We start from the raw sequence: 17,619 nt of genomic DNA on the forward strand, positions 1-17,619 counted from the left end.
CGCCCCCGCAAAGGAAAAAAGCCATGACAGAAACCAGCCGATCCACGGCATCCCAAGCCCCGCCGCAACCAGGATCCCCGGCGCCCGTGGCCCTGCCCATGCCCAAGGCGGGCACGGCGCGCCGCGCGCCGCAGATCAATGTCTCTTGCTGCACCCCTGGCAGCAGTTGCTCGGACGACGCGGCACCGGCCAAGGCCCCCGCCGCGCCGCACAGCCACGACGGCCACGACCACGAGGGGCGTGGCGGCGAGCATGAAGGCCACGAGCACGGCGCCCTGCCCGGCTGGGGCCGCATTGGCGCGGCGCTGGTGGCGGCCACCGGGGCCGAGCTGGCCCACCTGCTCGGGCCCGACACGCCCATCTGGCACGGCGCGGGCATGGCGCTGGCGGCTGCGGCCATCCTGCTGGCGGGCCTGGGGGTGTACAAGAGCGGCATGCGGTCGCTGCTGCGCGGGCAACTGGGCATCAGTGCGCTGATGGCGGTGGCGGTCACGGGCGCCTTTGCCATCGGCCAGTGGCCCGAGGCGGCGATGGTGATGGCCCTGTATGCCTTGGCCGAGCGCATCGAGGAAGGGGCTGCAGGCCGCGCGCGCAATGCCATCGGCTCGCTGCTGGCCCTGAGCCCGGAGCAGGCCGACGTGCAGCAGCCTGGCGGCGAATGGCGCAGCGTGCCAGCGGCCGAGGTGGCGCTGGGCGACACGGTGCGCGTGCGCCCCGGCGGCCGGGTGCCGCTGGACGGCACGGTGACCACCGGGCGCGGCGCGGTGGACGAGTCCAGCGTCACCGGCGAGAGCCTGGCCGTGGACAAGGCCCCCGGTGACCGCCTGTACGCCGGCACCCTGAACGCCCAGGCCGAGCTGCTGATGCAGGTGACCTCGGCCGCTGGCAACACCACGCTGGACCGCATCATCCGCTCGGTAGAAGAAGCCCAGGCCAGCCGCGCGCCCACCCAGCGTTTCGTGGACCGCTTTGCCGCCATCTACACGCCCGCCGTCTTCGTGCTGGCCGTGGTGGTGGCCGTGGGCGCGCCACTGCTGCTGGGTTGGGGCTGGCTCGACGCCATCTACCGCGCGCTGGTGTTGCTGGTCATTGCCTGCCCCTGCGCGCTGGTGATCTCCACGCCGGTCACCGTGGTCAGCGGGCTGGCGGCTGCCGCGCGGCGCGGCATCCTGGTCAAGGGCGGGGCCTGGCTGGAGCAGGCGCGCGGCATCCGCGCCGTGGCCTTCGACAAGACCGGCACCATCACCGCCGGCCGCCCGGTGCTGGTGGGGCAGGCGCAGTTTGGCGGCGATGCCGCCACCGACGTGGCGCGCGCGCTGGCGGGCCGCTCGGACCACCCGGTATCGAAGGCCATCGTGGCCGGCCTGGGCGAAACCGAGGCATCGCTGCCCGAGGTGGAAGACTTCACCGCTCTGGCCGGGCGCGGTGTGCAGGGGCGCATTGCCGGCAGCACCTGGCACCTGGGCAACCGCCGCGCCATGCAGGAGCGCAACCTGTGGACCGACGCGGTCGAGGCAGCCGCCGCCGCGCACGAGGAGCAGGGCCGCAGCGTGACCCTGCTGGCCGACACCGGTGCCGTGCGCGCCCTCTTCGCCGTGGCCGACACGCTGCGCCCCCAGGCCGTGCAGGCCGTGGCCGACTTGAAGGCCCTGGGCATCGTGCCGGTGATGCTCACCGGCGACCATGCCGCCGCCGCCCAGGCCGCCGCGAAAGAGGCCGGCATTGCCGAGGTGCAGGCCAGCCTGCTGCCCGAGCACAAGCTGGCGGCCATCGCCGCACTGCAGCAAAAGCACGGCATGACGGCCATGGCGGGCGATGGCATCAACGACGCCCCGGCACTTGCCAAGGCCGACATCGGCTTTGCCATGGGCGCGGCCGGCACCGACGTGGCCATGGAGACGGCGGACGTGGTGATCATGAACGACGACCTGCGCCGCGTGGCCGAGACGGTGCGCCTGTCGCGGCGCACGCACACCGTGCTGGTGCAGAACATCACGCTCGCTCTGGGCATCAAGGCGGTGTTCTTCGGCCTGGCGCTCACGGGCCAGGCCACCATGTGGATGGCGGTGTTCGCCGACATGGGCGCCAGCCTGCTGGTGGTGGCCAACGGGCTGCGCATGCTGCGGCCCGAGCGGGCCCCCAAGACCCCCATCGCGCAGGACCCACAGGCATGAGCAGCGAAGCCAGCAACAGCCATCACCCAGCGGCCATGGCGACCCAGACAGGTTTACGCCTGGGCCCGCCCGCCAGCGCCCTGCCGCGCCCGCCCGGCAGCTTGCGCATCCGCCTGACCACCACCCTGCCCGCCCCTGCCGATTGGGTGGCCACACAGCTGCAGACCACGGCCCTGTTCCGCTACATCACCGCCCCGCTGCTGCAATTCGCCACCGTGCAGGGCCCCTGGCCCACGCACTGGCCCCTGGGCGACACCGAGCTGCGCTTCGCACTCTTTGGCCTGCTGCCCATGGGCCGCCAGACCGCACGCATCAGCGTGCACCCCTGCGACGGCATCCCCGGCGCCTGGCCCCTGCTGCGTGACAACGGCACCGGCCAGCTCATGCGCGTGTGGGACCACCGCATCACGGTGCACAGCTTGCCGGGGGCCCCTGGGCGCACCTGCTACACCGATGAGGTCTTCGTGCGGGCGCGTTACCTGCCGTGGGTGATGACGCCGCTGTCCGCCGTGTTTGCCTGGGTTTTCTATCGCCACCGGCAGCGCAGGTGGCTGAAACTCGCGCTGCGCCAGCCCAGCGCGCAAGGCCCCGAGGCATGCGCATGAGCGACCACCCACCCCAGGCTCCCGCGCTGCAGCGCCAGGCGTTCGACCATCTCCTGGCCCGCTTCGACGCCAGCGCAGGCGAGCCGCCGGCCACGCGCTGGCCCTGGCTGGAAGCAGCCCACGTGCTGGGCCAGACCCGGCTGGGCCTGCACTGGCGCTCGCACACCGCCATGCTGCGCTACGCCCTGCAGTTGCGTGATGAGAGTGAGGTGCTCGGCCAGTTGCTGCGCCTGGCGCTGGTGCCGCTGGGGCACCTGCTGCAGCGCCTGCCCCTGGGCAACATCGGGCGGGCGCATGTGTCGGCGCTCAGTCCGATGGCGACCTCTGCGGACACCGCCGAGCGAATCAATGCAGCCTTGCGGGCCATGCGATCACCCGATCTTTAGCCCAATTTTCTTGAACCCCGGCGTCTTGATGCCTGAAAGCGGATTTCGGGCGGCCTCGGGAATGAGCGCCTTATGCAATGAGGTTGCCGACAGAGATGGTGCCGACAGTTCCTGTCAATTGGACGAAGAAGTCGGTGTCATCGAACTGGCTGGTATCCGAACCCGTGTTCTGGAACAAGTAGGTGCCTGCGGCCGACCCGCCCGCGATCGTAATGAGGTAAACCTGATCGGTGCTGTTCAGGAAGGGAATCAGGCTGGCATTGATCGTAGACAGGTAATTGCCTGTATCTGCAGTGGGGAGTGCTTGCGACGAGACAGAAGCTGCATTCACGCCGGTCTTGAAATAGTCCGTCCCGGTGGCATTGAAATTGCCCACGACGTCGATCTGCGTCCGGTTCGACATATTGGCGCCCGTGGCTATCAACGTCTCCGACCCGGAGCCCGAAGATTGCAGATTGATCACATCGACCGCCGCTCCACCCGTGACCGTCGTGGAGGCAGCGCTGGAGCCCAGGAGGTTCAACGTCTGCCCGCCAGTCCCGAGGGTGATCATGTTGTCACCGGTGCTCTTGGTGTAGTTGAGGGTGACACCCGCACCGTTGAGGTTGGTGACACTCGCCGTACCGATGCTGCCTGCGATGTTGATGATCTCGATACTGGCGACCTTGGTGCTCAGGTCGATGTTCTGGGTGGTGGTGGCGCCAATGTTCAGGGTGTCGGTGCCGTTGCCGCCATCCACCGTCGTCAGGAAGTTGATGATCTGGTTGGCCGTGAAATTGAAGGTATCCGAACCGGTGCCGCCAATCACGCTCACGGCGACATTGGCCGACGTGAAGTTGTTGGTGCCATTGGCCAGGTTGTACTTTTCAATCGTGCTGAAGGCGTTGAAGCTGCCGGCGGTGGTCAGGTTGAGGGTTTCGGTGCCTGCCGCATTGACGGTGCCGGTGAACTGCGACATCTGCGCGATCGTGGCGGTGATGTTGGCATTGTTGGTCACCGTCAGGTTCTCGAAGCCGGTGATGGTGGCGTTGCTGATGTCAGGTGTTGACGAGAAGAACGCCAGGCTGTCGGTGCCCGTGCCCGCGGTGTAGGTGCCCAGGATGGAGACGCCGTTCAGGGCCAGGGAGTTGTTGCCATTGCCCAGTGCCGCCGTGCTGGAGACGGTGGCATTGATGGTGACGTTGTCGTTGCCGGAGCCGCCGGTGTAGTTGACGCCCGCCGTCGCGGAGTTCATGTTGACCGTGTTGGTGCCGCTGGCGCTGCCCTTGACGGTGGCCGTGCCGGTCAGGGCGCTGCCGGTCCAGGTGAAGCCTCCCAGGGTGATGCCGCTGGCATCCACCGTGGTCAATGAGGTGCTGCTGGACGACAGGGTCAAACCGGCGTTGCCGCTGACGTTGAAGGTTTTTACCGAGTTGCCCAGCCAGGTCATGTTGTTGTTGAAAACGCCAGTGGGTGTGGCCTGGGTGTCTCTGACGCTGATATTCACGGTCTCGACACCGCTGGCCGTGATCCCCGTGGTGGCGAACGCCACGCCAGAAGTGCTGCCGTCGGTGAGCGTGAGGTTGATGATGTCATTGACCCCACCTGCAAACCCTGCATTGGAGATGGTGAACGCAGTACCAGCGCCGGTCAGCGTCACGTTGCCGTTGCTTGGCAGATTGCTCAGTGTGAGACCGTTCGCGCCGGAGAAAGTCACATCGCTGTAGTTGCCCAGTGTCTGCAGATCGATGGTCTGGTTGGTCACGCTGGTCAGGCGCAGCTTCTCGAAGCCGGTCACGTTGGCGGCAAAGGTGCCGCTGCCCGACGCGGTGGCCGCATAGGCGGCCGTCAGGACAATGGTGTCGGTGCCGGCGCCGCCATTGATCTTGATGGGGAGCAGCGCAGCGTTGGGGATGACGGTGTCGTCGCCCGAGCCGCCGTTGATGGTGGTGAAGCCCGCAGAGGTGTTGTAGGTGATGGTGTTGGTGCCATCGGCCAGATTCAGTACCTTGATGCCACTGATGGTGCCGCCGGTGCTGCCGTTGTTGATGGTGACCGTGCCGGCGGTGGTCAGGGTCAGGACATCGTTGTCCGAGGCATCGCCGGTGATGGTCGTCCCGTTGAGGGCTGGAATGGTGGACTTGAACACGTCCGTGGCCCCGACCAGCCCGCTGAATGTACCGCCCGCGGTGGTCGTGATGGTGCGATCGAGGATGGGTTCGAGAATCCCCGCCAGTTCTGCCGTGGACTTCAGCCGCAGGTACTCGTACGGCGTACCGACGGACCAGTTGGCGTCGTACGTGAAGCCCATGCGCTCGGCCAGCTGCCGGTAGGTGTACTCCGCCTGCTCGGGCCGGGCCCCGCGCGCGCTGTACAGCTGCAGGTTGCGCAGCAGGTAGTCCTTGTCCTGGTACTGGCGCACAAGCGCCCTCTCCGCAGCCTCCAGGGGGTTGCTGCTCTGCATGATGACCGTCCAGTCCCGCGTATCCAGATTGCTCCCTACATTGCCATACAGCGTCAGGATGGCGCGCGTGATCAGTTGCGGCCCGGCTGGACCTGTCATGGAAGATCCAAGAAGTTCAGCAATGGAAGGAGTGGTCATGACTTAAAAAATGGGAAGCGGGTAAACGCACCTTCCTGACAGCCTCGTTGGCCAATGGCTGTCTGGCAAGGGTGCGCATGCAGTGACACGTTCAGAAAAACTGTTCTTCGGGTAAAAATGTCGTTACGAAAGCAAAAATTTGCAACAGTCAAATATCTTAGTGCAGTACGTACCGGACACCAATTCCTGTTTTGCACGCGAACACTGACACTGGTTGTCCAGTCCTTCGAAATGCCCTTTGCCCCGCACCGGCTTCGCCGACACCTGGATGGGTTGCATTCTTACAGCGGCGCATGGCCGCAAGGTTCATCCTTGCCTTACCGCACGTTTCGCGGTGCCAACCAACGACAGAAAGCGAACCATGAATAAAGACCAAGTTGCCGGCCACGCCACCGATCTGAAGGGCAAGGTCAAGGAAGCCACAGGCAAGCTCGTGGGCAGCGAAAAGCTGCAGGGCGAAGGCCTGGCCGACCAAGCCGTGGGCAAGACCCAGGCCAAGGTGGGTGATGCCAAGGAAGCAGTGAAGAAGGCCATCGACAAGGCTTGAATGTGCGCTGCACAGAACAAGCGGCTTCGGCCGCTTTTTTTTTTGCGCCTGGGCTACTGGATCCGCGGATCCTTAGCCTGCATGGCCTTGTGCAGCTTCAGACGCTTCACCTGCGGGCAATGGCGCCTGGTGCTTCTCGCGCAGCACTGCATTGACTTCGGCTCCAAAGATCAGCGTGGTGGCGCTGATGTAGAGGAACACCAGGGTCGCCACCACGCCCGCGAAGCTGCCATAAACCAGGGCGAGCTTGCCGGCGCTGCGCAGCGAGTACGACAGCGTGGCGGCGGCCAGCGCCCACAGCACGGCGCCCACCAGGGCGCCCGGCAGCACTGTGCCGATGCGTTGGGGAATGTCGGGCAACCAGCCGTACAGCAGCGCGTAGAGCATCGTGAGGGTGATGCAGGCCGCGCCATAGCGCACGCTGTCGTACAGCCAGACCACCTCGTTCGCCCCCTCCACGCTGGACACGACGAACTGCCAGATGCGCGGCATGATGATGACGGAGCTGAAGGTCACCAGCACGCCAAAGCCCACGATCACCGTGAACAGCGTGACCTTGATGCGCGCCTTCCAGAACGGCAGGCCGCGCGTGATGCCGTAAGAGCGGTTCAGCGCCGAGCGCACGGCCTGCATGCCCGACGATCCCGTCCACAGCGTCACGATCAGGCCGACGGTCAGCAGCGCCTGGTTGCGCTGGGCCAGGACCTGGTGGATCACCGGCTGCATGGCCTCGCGCACCACCTGGGGTGCGTAGCCCATCACCCGCTCGGCCAGCGCCGCCGCGTCTCCCGGCTGGCCGAAATAACCGGCAGCGGCGGACAGCAGGATCAACAGCGGGAACATGGCCAGCACCGACGAGAACGCCAGGCTGCCGGCCTGGTTGGCGCTCTGGTGCAGCACATAGTTGCGCACCGCCAAGATTAGCACCCCTAGCACCGGCATGCGTATGAACGCCTCGCCAAGACGCCGCAAACCCTGCATGGCCGTCGTCACCAAGAAGCAGCCAGGCGCATCATGGGCGAAGCTGCCCCTCGATGGAGTCGTCCAGCGTCTTGCCGATGGCTGCGCCGATCACCATCTTGGTGGCGGCCACCAAGCCCCCGTGCTTGTTGTCCCAGTAGTAGCCGGATGCGGGCACGACCTGGATCACGGTGATGCGCGGATCGTCCTTGCCCTCGGTGAACCAGGTCTTCATGACCGGGTTCCACAGTTCGTCGATCAAGGCCTTGTCGCGGTGGATGGTGGCGGTACCTTCCAGCACCAGAAAACCCGAGTGCTTGGCGCCTTGCAGGAAGATGCGCACCTGCGGGTCGACTTCGATCTCGCGGTTCTTGTGGCTGTCGGACGCGCTCAGGAACCACAGGTGACCGGCCTCGTCCGCCTTCTCGATGCTCATGGGCCGCGTGCCCTGCGTTTCGCCATCGGGGGCATTGGTGCAAAAGAAGCAGGAGCCAGCGTCCTGCGCCATGTCCTGGATGCGCCTGGCAGCATCGCCGCCTGCGAGATGCTTGTGTGTCTCTTCTGCCTGGTTGTTGTTGATCGAGTCCACGGGTCTCTCCGGTTGATGGATGGCACCAGAGATTGGAACTGCGGCCCGCGCGAGCCCCTGTAGGAGGCGACCAACGGCCTGCGCCATCCATTGCGACGTGCGGGGCTTCAACAGGGGCTTGTGTAGGAGGACAGCGCGTCCGCCCGGCCCTTCGCTCCGGTGTGTGTCCAATCTGGGTAGAGTGAAACGAACCGCACGCCGCATGCCCGAGGTGGCGGCGCACCGTTTGAACGAAAGGCAAAAAAATGAAGATGCTTCACATCGCAACCGTCTGCCTTGTCCTTGCCGGATGCCAGGCAGGCCCGCCGGTACAGCGCAGCGCCGCAGACGACCCCAGCGCCATCTGCTTTGCCGGGATGGACAAGCACAGCGCGCTGGCAGTGCTCAGGCCCCGGATTGGAAGCGCTGCGAATGTGCAAACAGCGACGCCAGACCTGCTGACCAGCACCGCTGTCCCCAGTGCCGACGAAAAGAAGGCCATCCAGTCCTGGGTGGGCCTGCGCCGGGATTGCGTGAACGCCGGGGCGGAGTTCCGGTTGAAGAATGCCCCGCCTGCCTACGCCGACCTGGTGGAGGAAGAGAACGCGCGCTTCACCGTGCTGCTCTCGCAGCTGTATGCGGGCCAGGCGGGCTATGGGCGGTTTCTCACCGAGCGCATCGCGCTCGACACCGAGATGAAGAGCCGGCGCAACAACGCGCGCGGAGAACACCAGCGCGCCAACGCCCCCATCCGCGAGGAAGAAGCAGCCCGCAGGCGCAGCGAGCTGAGCAACGCGCTGGCCGTGCTGCAACTGGCCCCTGTTCCGCCGGGGAAAAACTGACCGGCTGGGGCACGGGCAGACCCCGATTGCGGTGGGCTCTCAGGATTCTGCGGTGAAGCCGATGGCCTTGACGATCGGCCCCCAGCGCTCCCCGTCGGCCTTGAGCAGCGCCGCCAGCTCAGCGGGAGTGGAAGAACGCGCCTCCAGCCCCATGGCAGCCAGCCCGGCGACCACGTCCTTGTCTGCCAGCGCGGTGCGCAGGGCGGCATTGGCCTTGGCCACCACATCGGCCGGCGCCTTGCCGGGCAGGAAGAAGCCGAACCATTCGTTGTAGGCCATGTCCTTGAAGCCCTGCTCGGTCAGCGTGCTGACATTGGGCATGAACTTGTTGCGCGTGGCACCCGAAGTGGCCAGCACGCGGATCTTGCCGCCTGAGAGGTGCGGCAAGAATTCACCCACCGGGGCCGAGACGGCGGCGATCTGCCCGCCCAGCAGGTCCAGGATGGCCGGCTGCGAGCCGCGAAAGCCCACGTGGCGCATGTCCACCTTGCCGGCGCGGCTGATCAGCTCGCCCACGAAGTGCGGCACCGAGCCCGGCGCGGGCGAGCCGAAGTTGGCGCCCGTGGGGTTGGCCTTGCACCACTCGAGGAACTCGGGCACCGTCTTCACCGAGGCGGGCACCTGCGGGCCCACGGCAAAGCCCATGTCGAACACCACGCCCAGCGAGACGGGGGTCACGTCGGCCACCGGGTCGTAGGGCAGCTTCTTGTAGGTGTGGGGGTAGATGCCCAGCATGGACATGGGCGTGGCCAGCAGCGTGGCGCCATCCGCCGGGGCGGCCTTGAGCGTGGTGATGGCGATCTGCCCGCCCGCGCCGGTCTTGTTCTCCACCACGGCCGACTTGGCATAGCCACCCGTGATCTGGGTCGCCACGCGGCGCGCCAGGGTGTCCACCGTGCCGCCGGCGGCGAAGCCGGCGAGGATCTTCACGGTGTCGAGCGCCTGGGCCTGTGCCAGGAAGGGCATGCTGCCCGCTGCGCCGGCCAGGGCCCATTGCAGGGCGTCGCGGCGCGACAGGGATGTGGAAAGGGTCATGGTTTGTCTCCTCCTCGTTGTGAAATACATGCAGCACGATGGCAGCGCCGGGCGCCCATAGTTTACGGCTGCGCCTGCACCAGGTCACCGGGTTTCAGACCCGCCCGGTGCACTGCGGCCCAGAACAGTTTGGGAACAGATCGTTGCCCAGGGCACTCAAGCCGACGTCGCGTGCAGATATTTCACTTGCCTGGCCATGATTGGTCAGGAAGTGGGCCGAGTGCGCCTGCGGATGCCCAGGCAAAAACACCGCGCTGTGGCTGAAGGCACTGCCAGACAGCAGCCCGGCGCGCGTGGGATACCGGCGGGGCGGCCACCCTCTGGCACCGGTCACATCAGCGCCGGCAGCACCTGCACGATGAGCGCGCCCACGATGCCCTGCACCGTCACGTAGTGCCAGAACAGCACCGTGTTGTCGAGCGTGGCGCGGGCGCCCTGCTTCAGGTGCCCGGCCAGCGAGCGGGCCAGCAGATAGGCACCCATGATGAGCAGGATGCCCACGTGCATCGCCTGCCAGCCCAGCAGCGCAGCGACCGTGGCGCTCCAGGCATCGGCACGAGGGTTGAGGCCCGCCTGCAGGTGGCCCATGAAATCCAGCGCCATGGCGCCGCAGGCGCAGGCCGTTGCCAGCACGGTGGCAACCCGCAACCAGAACTGCCCGGACGAAGCCTGGGCGAAAGACCGCTGGGCCGCCCACAGCATCCCCGAGCCCAGCAGCCACAGCGCCGCCGACGATACCGGCCACGCCAGCTGCGGCAAGGCAGCGCCGGGCGGCGGACAGATGTCAGCCGCCATGGAGACATGCAGGTGCGCAAAGGTGGCCGATGCAAACACGCTGGCATCGACGCACAGCAGCACCACCACCGCCCACCACGAGTGCGAATGCCGGCCCACCAGGCGCGTGGGCAAGAAGATGCCGGCCGCCACCTCGGCCGTGGCCGCAGGCACGGGCCGGTCGGACTGCCAGAGCCAGACCACCATGGCCACCAGCGCGATCACGCCGCACAGCACGGCCGGCACCACCAGCGAGACCGTGAGCAGCAGGAAGAACCCGGCCGTGCCCGCCGCCGCGATGAAGGGCGACCAGCCGTCGCCCGGCAGCAGCAGCAACTGGCGCGGCGTGGCGTGCACAGCGCTGGTGACCAGCGACTCGCGCCCGCCGAAGACGGTGCGCGGTAGCCAGTAGGCGCCCTGCTCCGCCGCTTCGCGCAGGCCCGGGTGCTGCCACAGCGGCTCGCGCGAGCTGACGGGCGGGATGCTGCGCAGCCCGTACTCCCCGCCCGAGGCCCATTCCAGCGTGGGGGCGTTCCAGGGGTTGGCGGGCGGCCCGCCCCCGCGCAGGAAGGCGCGTACCAGATCGCCAAAGCACAGCACCACCCCCAGCGCGAAGACGAAGGCCCCGATGCTGGACAGCAGGTTGGGCCACTCCCAGCCCAAACCCGCGTCGTAGGTGTACACCCGGCGCGGCATGCCCATGAGCCCGGCGATGTGCATCGGAAAGAAGGCCAGGTTGAAGCCCCCGAACATGAGCCCGAACACCCAGCGCCCCAGCCGCTCGGACATGCGGTGGCCATTGATCAGCGGCAGCCAGTAGTACAGCCCCGCGAACACCGGGAACACCATGCCCCCGATCAGCACATAGTGCAGGTGCGCCACGATGAAATACGTGTCGTGCACCTGCCAGTCGAACGGCAGCACCGCCACCATGATGCCGGTGAGCCCGCCCAGCACGAAGATGGCATGAAAACCCACGAGGAACAGCGTGGGTGCATTGGCCTCGACACGCCCGCGCCAGAAGGTGGCGATCCACGAGAACACCTGCACCGCGCTGGGAACGGCCACGGCAAAGCTGGCGGCCGACACCAGGTGCATGGTGAACGAGCCCAGCCCGGCGGTGAACATGTGGTGCACCCACAGCGCAAAGCTGAGCAGCCCCACGCCCAGCAACGCGGCCACCACCCAGCGGTAGCCCACGATGGGCGTGCGTGCCAGCGCGGGCACCATCATCGACACCATGCCCGCGGCGGGCAGGAAGATGATGTACACCTCGGGGTGGCCGAAGAACCAGAACAGGTGCTGCCACAGCACCGGATCGCCCCCGCGCGCGGGGATGAAGAAGGGCCAGTCGAACGCGCGCTCCATCTCCAGCAGCAGCGTGCCGGCGATGATGGCCGGAAACGCAAACACGATCATCAACGCCGTGACCAGCATGGCCCAGGCATAGATGGGCATGCGCGCGAGCGTCATGCCCGGCGCGCGCGTGAAGAGGATGCCGATGATGATCTCGATGGCCCCGGCAATGGCTGATATCTCGATGAAGCCGATGCCCAGCAGCCACCAGTCGGCCCCCACCCCGGGCGAGTGCTCCTTGCCCGTGAGCGGCGGGTACATGAACCAGCCGCCGTCGGGCGACGCCCCGAAGAAGATGGTGCAAAAGAAAACGATGCCGCCGATGGCGTAGGCCCAGAAGCCATAGGCCGACAGGCGCGGGAACGGCATGTCGCGCGTGCCCAGCATGCCGGGCAGCAGGTACACGGCCATGGCTTCGACCACGGGCACGGCGAAGAGGAACATCATCACCGTGCCGTGCATGGTGAAGATCTGGTTGTAGGTGGCGGCCGATACCAGGTCGGCCTGGGGCACAGCCAGCTGGGCGCGCATGATCAGGCCCAGCACGCCGGCCAGGACGAAGAAGAGCAGTGCTGTGCCGATGTAGAAGAGGCCTACCTGGGTGTTGTTGACGGCGGAGAGCAGGCGCCAGCCGGACGGGGGTTGCCAGGCACGTTCGAGGGCCTCGCGTTCGCCTGCGGGGCGGGGCAAAGGGTTGAGAGCGGGAGGGGCCTTGTCTGTGGGGTCTCGTGTCATGGCGGGCCCCTGCGGCTTGCTGTTTGTGGTGGGTGTGTGCTCTTGCTGAGGGCGGAGGCCGGGGTGTGCGCCCGGCGGCGCAGTAACTTTCTCTTGCGTCGCCAAGAGAAAGTCACCAAAGAGAAGGCGACCCCCAGTCTGCGTCCCCCATCGCACTGTGGGGCGATGGGGGCAACCTGCGATGCTCGTGCCTTGGGTGGCGTCGCGGAACTCGCTGCGTTCTTCGAACTCCGCTCAAACATCCGCGACGAGCTAGAGCACGAAGTGCGTGTGTCCTTCGGCACACGCACCCACCCCATGCCCTGCGCTTCTCGGCGCAGCCAGCAGGGGTGGGGAGCGGAGACAAACACGGCTGCTGCTTCGCAGCTGCGCCGGGGGGCGGTGACGCGCGCAGTGCGCGCTGCCGACGGCTCGGGCGCGATGGCTCTACCCAGGCCGAGCGCAGCGACGGCACACCGGGCCGAGCGAAGCAATGGCCCGTAGGGAGCCCGCTCCCACCCCCTTCTGACCGTGCCGAGAAGCGCAGGGCCTGGGGTGAGCGCGTGCCGAAGGACACGCGCATCGTTGTCTAGCTTGCCGCAGCTGTCTGAGCGGAGTTCGAAGAACGCAGCGAGTTCTGCGGCACACCCCAGGACCGAGCATCGCAGGCTGCCCCACTCGCCCAACGGGCGGGTGGGGACACGGGCAGCGGGGTCGCCTTTCTTTGGGGTACCTTTCTTTGGCGAAGCAAAGAAAGGTACCTCGGCCGCCGGGCCGAGACCCGGCCTCCGCCCTGCATACAGGCATGCGGTAACCAGCGAGAGCAGACCGCAAAAGCGAGGCCTCCCCGCCGGACGCACATCCCGGCCTCCGCCCTCAACAAAGCCACAGCAACCAAAACAGGACCACCAACGCCAGCTCATCATTTCAACGCCCCCAACCACTGCACCAACGCATCCATCTCCCCCTGCGACAACCGCGCATAAGAAGGCATCCGCGCCCCCGGCTTGACCTCATGCACCCGCGCAAGCCACTGCTTCATCTCCAAAGGCCCATTCTTCAAGGTCCCAGAAGCAATGAACAACCGACTCCCCACATGCGTCAGATCCGGCCCCAACTTCGAGCCTTCGGCCACCCCCCGCACGGTATGGCACACAGCACACTTCTGCCCCTCAAACACCGCCCTGCCCGCCTGCAGCGACACAGCAGACGACGAAGAAACCACCGCTGGCCGCGCCTGCCCCGCCAGCCAGGCATCGAAATCCCCAGCCTCCATCGCCACCGCATGCAAGGCCATCCGCGCATGCGCCTCCCCACAAAATTCAGCACACTGCCCCCGGTACACCCCCGCCCGCGAAGCCTGAAGCAACAAATGGTTCACCCGCCCCGGCACCATGTCCATCTTGCCCCCGAGCTCCGGGATCCACAGGCTGTGGATCACCTCCGCGCTCGACAGGCCCAGGTACACCGGGCGCCCCACGGGCATGCGCAGCTCGTTGGCAGTAGCAACGGTCGCGCCGCTCACCGGATCTCGGTAGCTGATCTCCCACCACCACATGCGGCCCGTGACGGAGACGACCAGCGCATCGGCCGGCGGCACAGCCTTCCATGGCGGGGCGCGGTGCAGGCTGTAGAAGAACAGCGCGGTCAGCACGACCAGTGGCAGCACGAGCCCGCCGCCCGCCAGCCACCACAGGGTGCTACGCACCTCGCCGCCACGCTGCTTTCTGAACAGCGCCCAGGCCAGCAGCGCCATGGTGCCCAAGAAGAGCAGCGTGGCGCCGATGATCAGCACCCAGCTGACCTCGGCAATGGCCTGCGCGTAAGGGCCAGCCGGCGAGAGGACGGGGACGAGGGGTGGGAGCATGGACATCGAAGTGGACATGGCAGTACCTCAACGCTGCTCGGTGAGCCAGGCCGCCATGTCGCGCGCGTCCCGCTCGGGAACGCCCATGTCGGGCATGGTGGTCGATGGCACCAGGGCCGATGGCTGCGCGATCCAGCGCGCCAGCAGGTCGGGCCGGTTGGGCACGCGGCCGGCGATGTAGCTGCGCAGGCCATAGGCCGCCAGCGGCGGGCCCTCGGTGCCACGCGCGCTGGCGATGCCCGGGATGGCATGGCAGGCGCCGCACTGGTACTGGGCGATCAGCAGGGCGCCGCGCTGAGCATCGCCAACGGTCCGGTCGGTGGGAGGTGCATCACCGCCCCAGGCCGCCACGGGCCATGCCAATGCACAAGCCAACTCAAGCGCCAGGATCTGTAGCAACCGCCTCATGCGCATCCCCGCGTCCTACAGCCCTGCGCATGGCACAACCACATAATGATGCGATGCCCCACCGACGACGGACCGTCTACGCCACCCTCTTCGCCACGCTGCTCGGCGTGGCGGTGCTGGCAGCCGCAGCCGGCCTCGCCACGGTCTACCTGGGCCTGTACAACGTGGCCGCCAGCGAGCAGCACTTCAAGCCCGTGTACCAGTTGCTCGAAAGCGCCATGCACCAGTCGGTGAAGCTGCGCGCGCGCAGCAGCGTGGACGAACCGCCGCCCTTCACCGAGACCATGGCGCTGCGCGGCGCGGGCTGCTACCGCGACCAGTGCCTGCAATGCCATGGCGGCCCCGGCGTGGCGCAGGGCGACATCGGCAAGAGCATGCAGCCCGTGCCCGGCCCGCTGGTCGACGCGGCGCGGCGCTGGAGCACCAAGGAGATGTACTGGCTGACCCGCCACGGCATCCGCATGAGCGGCATGCCCGCCTGGGAGCACCGGCTGGACGAGGAGGAGCTGTGGTCCACCGTGGCCTTTCTGCAGCGCCTGCCGGACCTGGACGTGGCCGCGTTCAAGGCCATCACGCTGGAGCAGGTGGACGCCGCACGCAGCGCGGGGACCATCGCCACCTGCGGGGCGGCGCGCATGGCCGCTGCGCCGCCCGCCATGGGCAACGCCGTGCTGGGCCGCCAGGCCCTGTACCAGCATGCCTGCAACGCCTGCCACATGATTCCCGGCGTGACAGGACCCGAGACGCATGTGGGCCCCTCGCTCGCAGGCTTTGCATTGCGTAGCAACATCGCCGGCGTACTGCCGCACACCGCCGACAACCTGGAGCGCTGGCTGCGCGAGCCGCAGGCGGTGAAGCCCGGCACGGCCATGCCGGCCATGGGCCTGAGCCCGGCCGACGCGCGGCACATCGCCGCCTACCTGGCCGGGCTCAAATAGGCGCCGCAAGCACTCGCGCCGCGCCAGCGGGCAAGGCAGTCGGGTGCTGGCAGGGGACGAAAGGCGCATGCACCCCACTGTCCGTGCCAGCCCCACGCCACCCTGTCAGCCGTGCACTGACGGCCTTGTAGGAGAAGACCCGGTGCGCTGGGTCATTCAGGCAACCGCAGTGCTGTAGACCACTCCGTCACGCCCCGGATCGGCCCCGCCATGCAACGCACCGTCGGCACCGATCTGCACGCCGTGCACCCAGCCGATGGTGTAGTTGTACGGGTTGCGCAGCACCTCGTAGCCCTGGGCCTGCAGTGCGCGCGCCACGTAGCGGGGTATGCGGTTGCACACGTCGATGGAGTTGCTGGTGGATGAGAAGCGTGGGGCCGATACGGCCTCCTGCATGCCCATGCCGTGGTCGATGAGGTTGAGCAGCACCTGCAGCACGCCCATGGCGATCTGCGTGCCGCCGGGGGCGCCCAGCACGATCTCGGGCTTGCCGTCCTTGAAGACGATGCTCGGGCACGACGAGGTGAAGCGGCTCTTGCCCGGCTGGATGCTGCCGGCCCGGCCCGGCCTTGGGTCGAACACGCCCATGCAGCCGTTGTAGAAGAAGCCCATGCCCGGCGTGATCACGCCCGAGGGCATGGCCAGCGAATGCGTCATGGAGACGCAGCCGCCCTCGCCATCGACCACGCTGACCTGGGTGGTGTCCTTGGGCACGGGGGCGCCCAGGTTCACGCGCTCCACGCTGTGGCGTTTGCCGGAGCGGATGTCGGCGGCCACGCGCGCCGCATTGTCTTTGGACAGCAAATGGTCCAGCGGCACCTCGACGAAGGCCGGGTCGCCGATGTGGCGGTCCTTGTCGGTGGTGGCTTTTTTCATCACCTCGCTCAGGATGCGCAGGTACTCGGGGCTGTTGTGCTCGATACCACCGAGAGCAAACTCTTCGAGGATGGTCAGCATCTGCAGCAGCATGGCGCCGCCGCCCGGCGGCTGGTTGGTGGTCACCACGCGGTCGCGGTAGCGGCCCACCAGCGGTGCGGTGCGGCGCACTTCGTAGCGCTTCAGGTCGTCCATGCTCAGCAGGCCGCCCAGCGACTGCACATGCTCCACCATGCGCCGGGCCAGCTCGCCTTCATAGAACGGGGCGATTCCCTCCTCGGCCAACTGGGCCAGCACCTGGGCGTAGTTCTCGTTCACGATGGGCGTGCCGATGGGCTTGGCGCTGCCGTCAGGCCGGCAGTACAGCGCGCGGCCTTCGTCGCTGTAGTGCAGGCGGTCCATGTTGCTGGCGCGGCCGGCCAGGGTCTGGTCGATCCAGAAGGAGTACATGCCGGGGCGCACGAAGTAGCCATCGCGCGCCCAGGCGATGGCCGGGGCCACCACCTCCTTCCACGGCAGGCGGCCGTGTGCGCTGTGCATGGCCGCCAGGCCCTTGAGCGTGGCCGGCGTGCCGATGGACTGTGCGCCGATGTCGTTGACGCGGCCCTTGAGGATGAAGCCGAAGCCGTCCTTGGTTTCGCCTTCGAGCAGATCCGCCCACATGTCCTCGCGCGCGGCCAGCGGCGCGGGCGCGTGGAAGTCGAAGTACTCATGCGCCTCCTTACCCACCTTGTCCGGCAGGAACACCGCCGCCGTACCAAAGCCCGCGATGCCGCACATCAGCGGGTCCACCACCGTCTGCGACAGCGCCATGGCCACGGCGGCATCCACCGCGTTGCCGCCGGCGCGCAGGATCTCGATGCCGGACTCCGCCGCCTCGGGCTGCGGGCAGGACACCATTGCTTGTTTTTTCATCGGGAGACTCGGAAAAGAATGAAAGAGAGAAAAAGCGGCTGCGCGGCGGCCGCCACACAGGGCGACCGCCGCG

At 67.3% G+C, this 17,619-nt stretch carries 14 protein-coding genes; 6 read left to right on the forward strand and 8 right to left on the reverse strand.

The window, feature by feature from the left end; genetic code table 11:
* Positions 1-23: 23 nt before the first annotated feature.
* Genes QYL93_RS07650 through QYL93_RS07660 form a run of 3 tightly spaced genes read left to right on the forward strand, consistent with a single transcriptional unit; the run spans position 24 to position 3,165 of the window.
* Positions 24-2,174, forward strand: a complete 2,151-nt coding sequence (locus QYL93_RS07650) for a heavy metal translocating P-type ATPase (protein WP_305743093.1) — start codon at positions 24-26, stop codon at positions 2,172-2,174.
* Positions 2,171-2,779 carry a hypothetical protein gene (locus QYL93_RS07655; protein ID WP_305743094.1) on the forward strand — a complete coding sequence of 203 codons (609 nt, stop codon included), beginning with the start codon at positions 2,171-2,173 and terminating at the stop codon, positions 2,777-2,779. The genes QYL93_RS07650 and QYL93_RS07655 overlap by 4 nt, the downstream gene beginning before the upstream one ends.
* A complete protein-coding gene (locus QYL93_RS07660) occupies positions 2,776-3,165 on the forward strand; it encodes a DUF3703 domain-containing protein (protein WP_305743095.1) in 390 nt (129 codons plus the stop codon). Before QYL93_RS07655 ends, QYL93_RS07660 begins: the two co-directional genes overlap by 4 nt.
* Positions 3,166-3,235: 70 nt before the next feature.
* Here the strand turns inward: QYL93_RS07660 and QYL93_RS07665 are convergent, their stop codons facing one another.
* Positions 3,236-5,707, reverse strand: a complete 2,472-nt coding sequence (locus QYL93_RS07665) for a hypothetical protein (protein WP_305743096.1) — start codon at positions 5,705-5,707, stop codon at positions 3,236-3,238.
* Between the two features lie 400 nt (positions 5,708-6,107).
* Here QYL93_RS07665 and QYL93_RS07670 point away from each other — a divergent pair, with 400 nt between their 5' ends.
* On the forward strand, positions 6,108-6,293 hold the full coding sequence (locus QYL93_RS07670) for a CsbD family protein (RefSeq protein WP_305743097.1): 186 nt from the start codon (positions 6,108-6,110) through the stop codon (positions 6,291-6,293).
* A 72-nt stretch (positions 6,294-6,365) separates the two neighbouring features.
* Here the strand turns inward: QYL93_RS07670 and QYL93_RS07675 are convergent, their stop codons facing one another.
* Together QYL93_RS07675 and QYL93_RS07680 are read right to left on the reverse strand one after the other, a co-directional pair.
* Positions 6,366-7,220, reverse strand: coding sequence for a YihY/virulence factor BrkB family protein (locus QYL93_RS07675; protein ID WP_305743098.1), 855 nt, complete (start codon positions 7,218-7,220; stop codon positions 6,366-6,368).
* Positions 7,221-7,305: 85 nt separating this feature from the next.
* Complete coding sequence (locus QYL93_RS07680) at positions 7,306-7,842, reverse strand: pyridoxamine 5'-phosphate oxidase family protein (RefSeq protein ID WP_305743099.1); 537 nt, start codon at positions 7,840-7,842, stop codon at positions 7,306-7,308.
* A 245-nt stretch (positions 7,843-8,087) separates the two neighbouring features.
* On the opposite strand from QYL93_RS07680, the gene QYL93_RS07685 reads away from it, so the two are divergent.
* Complete coding sequence (locus QYL93_RS07685) at positions 8,088-8,663, forward strand: hypothetical protein (RefSeq protein ID WP_305743100.1); 576 nt, start codon at positions 8,088-8,090, stop codon at positions 8,661-8,663.
* 39 nt (positions 8,664-8,702) lie between these two features.
* On the opposite strand, the gene QYL93_RS07690 is transcribed toward QYL93_RS07685, so the two are convergent.
* The 4 genes from QYL93_RS07690 to QYL93_RS07705 form a co-directional block, all read right to left on the reverse strand.
* The gene (locus QYL93_RS07690) at positions 8,703-9,698 is read right to left on the reverse strand and encodes a Bug family tripartite tricarboxylate transporter substrate binding protein (protein ID WP_305743101.1); all 996 of its coding nucleotides are present in this window, start codon (positions 9,696-9,698) and stop codon (positions 8,703-8,705) included.
* Positions 9,699-10,028: 330 nt separating this feature from the next.
* Entirely contained in the window at positions 10,029-12,563 is a 2,535-nt protein-coding gene (locus QYL93_RS07695) for a cbb3-type cytochrome c oxidase subunit I (protein WP_305743102.1), read from the reverse strand.
* A gap of 901 nt (positions 12,564-13,464) precedes the next feature.
* On the reverse strand, positions 13,465-14,427 hold the full coding sequence (coxB, locus tag QYL93_RS07700) for a cytochrome c oxidase subunit II (RefSeq protein WP_305743103.1): 963 nt from the start codon (positions 14,425-14,427) through the stop codon (positions 13,465-13,467).
* Between the two features lie 9 nt (positions 14,428-14,436).
* Complete coding sequence (locus tag QYL93_RS07705; RefSeq protein ID WP_305743104.1) at positions 14,437-14,817, reverse strand: cytochrome c family protein; 381 nt, start codon at positions 14,815-14,817, stop codon at positions 14,437-14,439.
* 53 nt (positions 14,818-14,870) lie between these two features.
* Here QYL93_RS07705 and QYL93_RS07710 point away from each other — a divergent pair, with 53 nt between their 5' ends.
* Complete coding sequence (locus QYL93_RS07710; RefSeq protein WP_305743105.1) at positions 14,871-15,755, forward strand: c-type cytochrome; 885 nt, start codon at positions 14,871-14,873, stop codon at positions 15,753-15,755.
* Between the two features lie 156 nt (positions 15,756-15,911).
* On the opposite strand, the gene ggt is transcribed toward QYL93_RS07710, so the two are convergent.
* The gene (gene ggt, locus QYL93_RS07715) at positions 15,912-17,546 is read right to left on the reverse strand and encodes a gamma-glutamyltransferase (RefSeq protein ID WP_305743106.1); all 1,635 of its coding nucleotides are present in this window, start codon (positions 17,544-17,546) and stop codon (positions 15,912-15,914) included.
* Positions 17,547-17,619 lie beyond the last annotated feature (73 nt).

Source organism: Acidovorax sp. A1169, from assembly GCF_030704685.1.
In the GTDB taxonomy this organism is placed as follows: Bacteria; Pseudomonadota; Gammaproteobacteria; order Burkholderiales; family Burkholderiaceae_C; genus Acidovorax.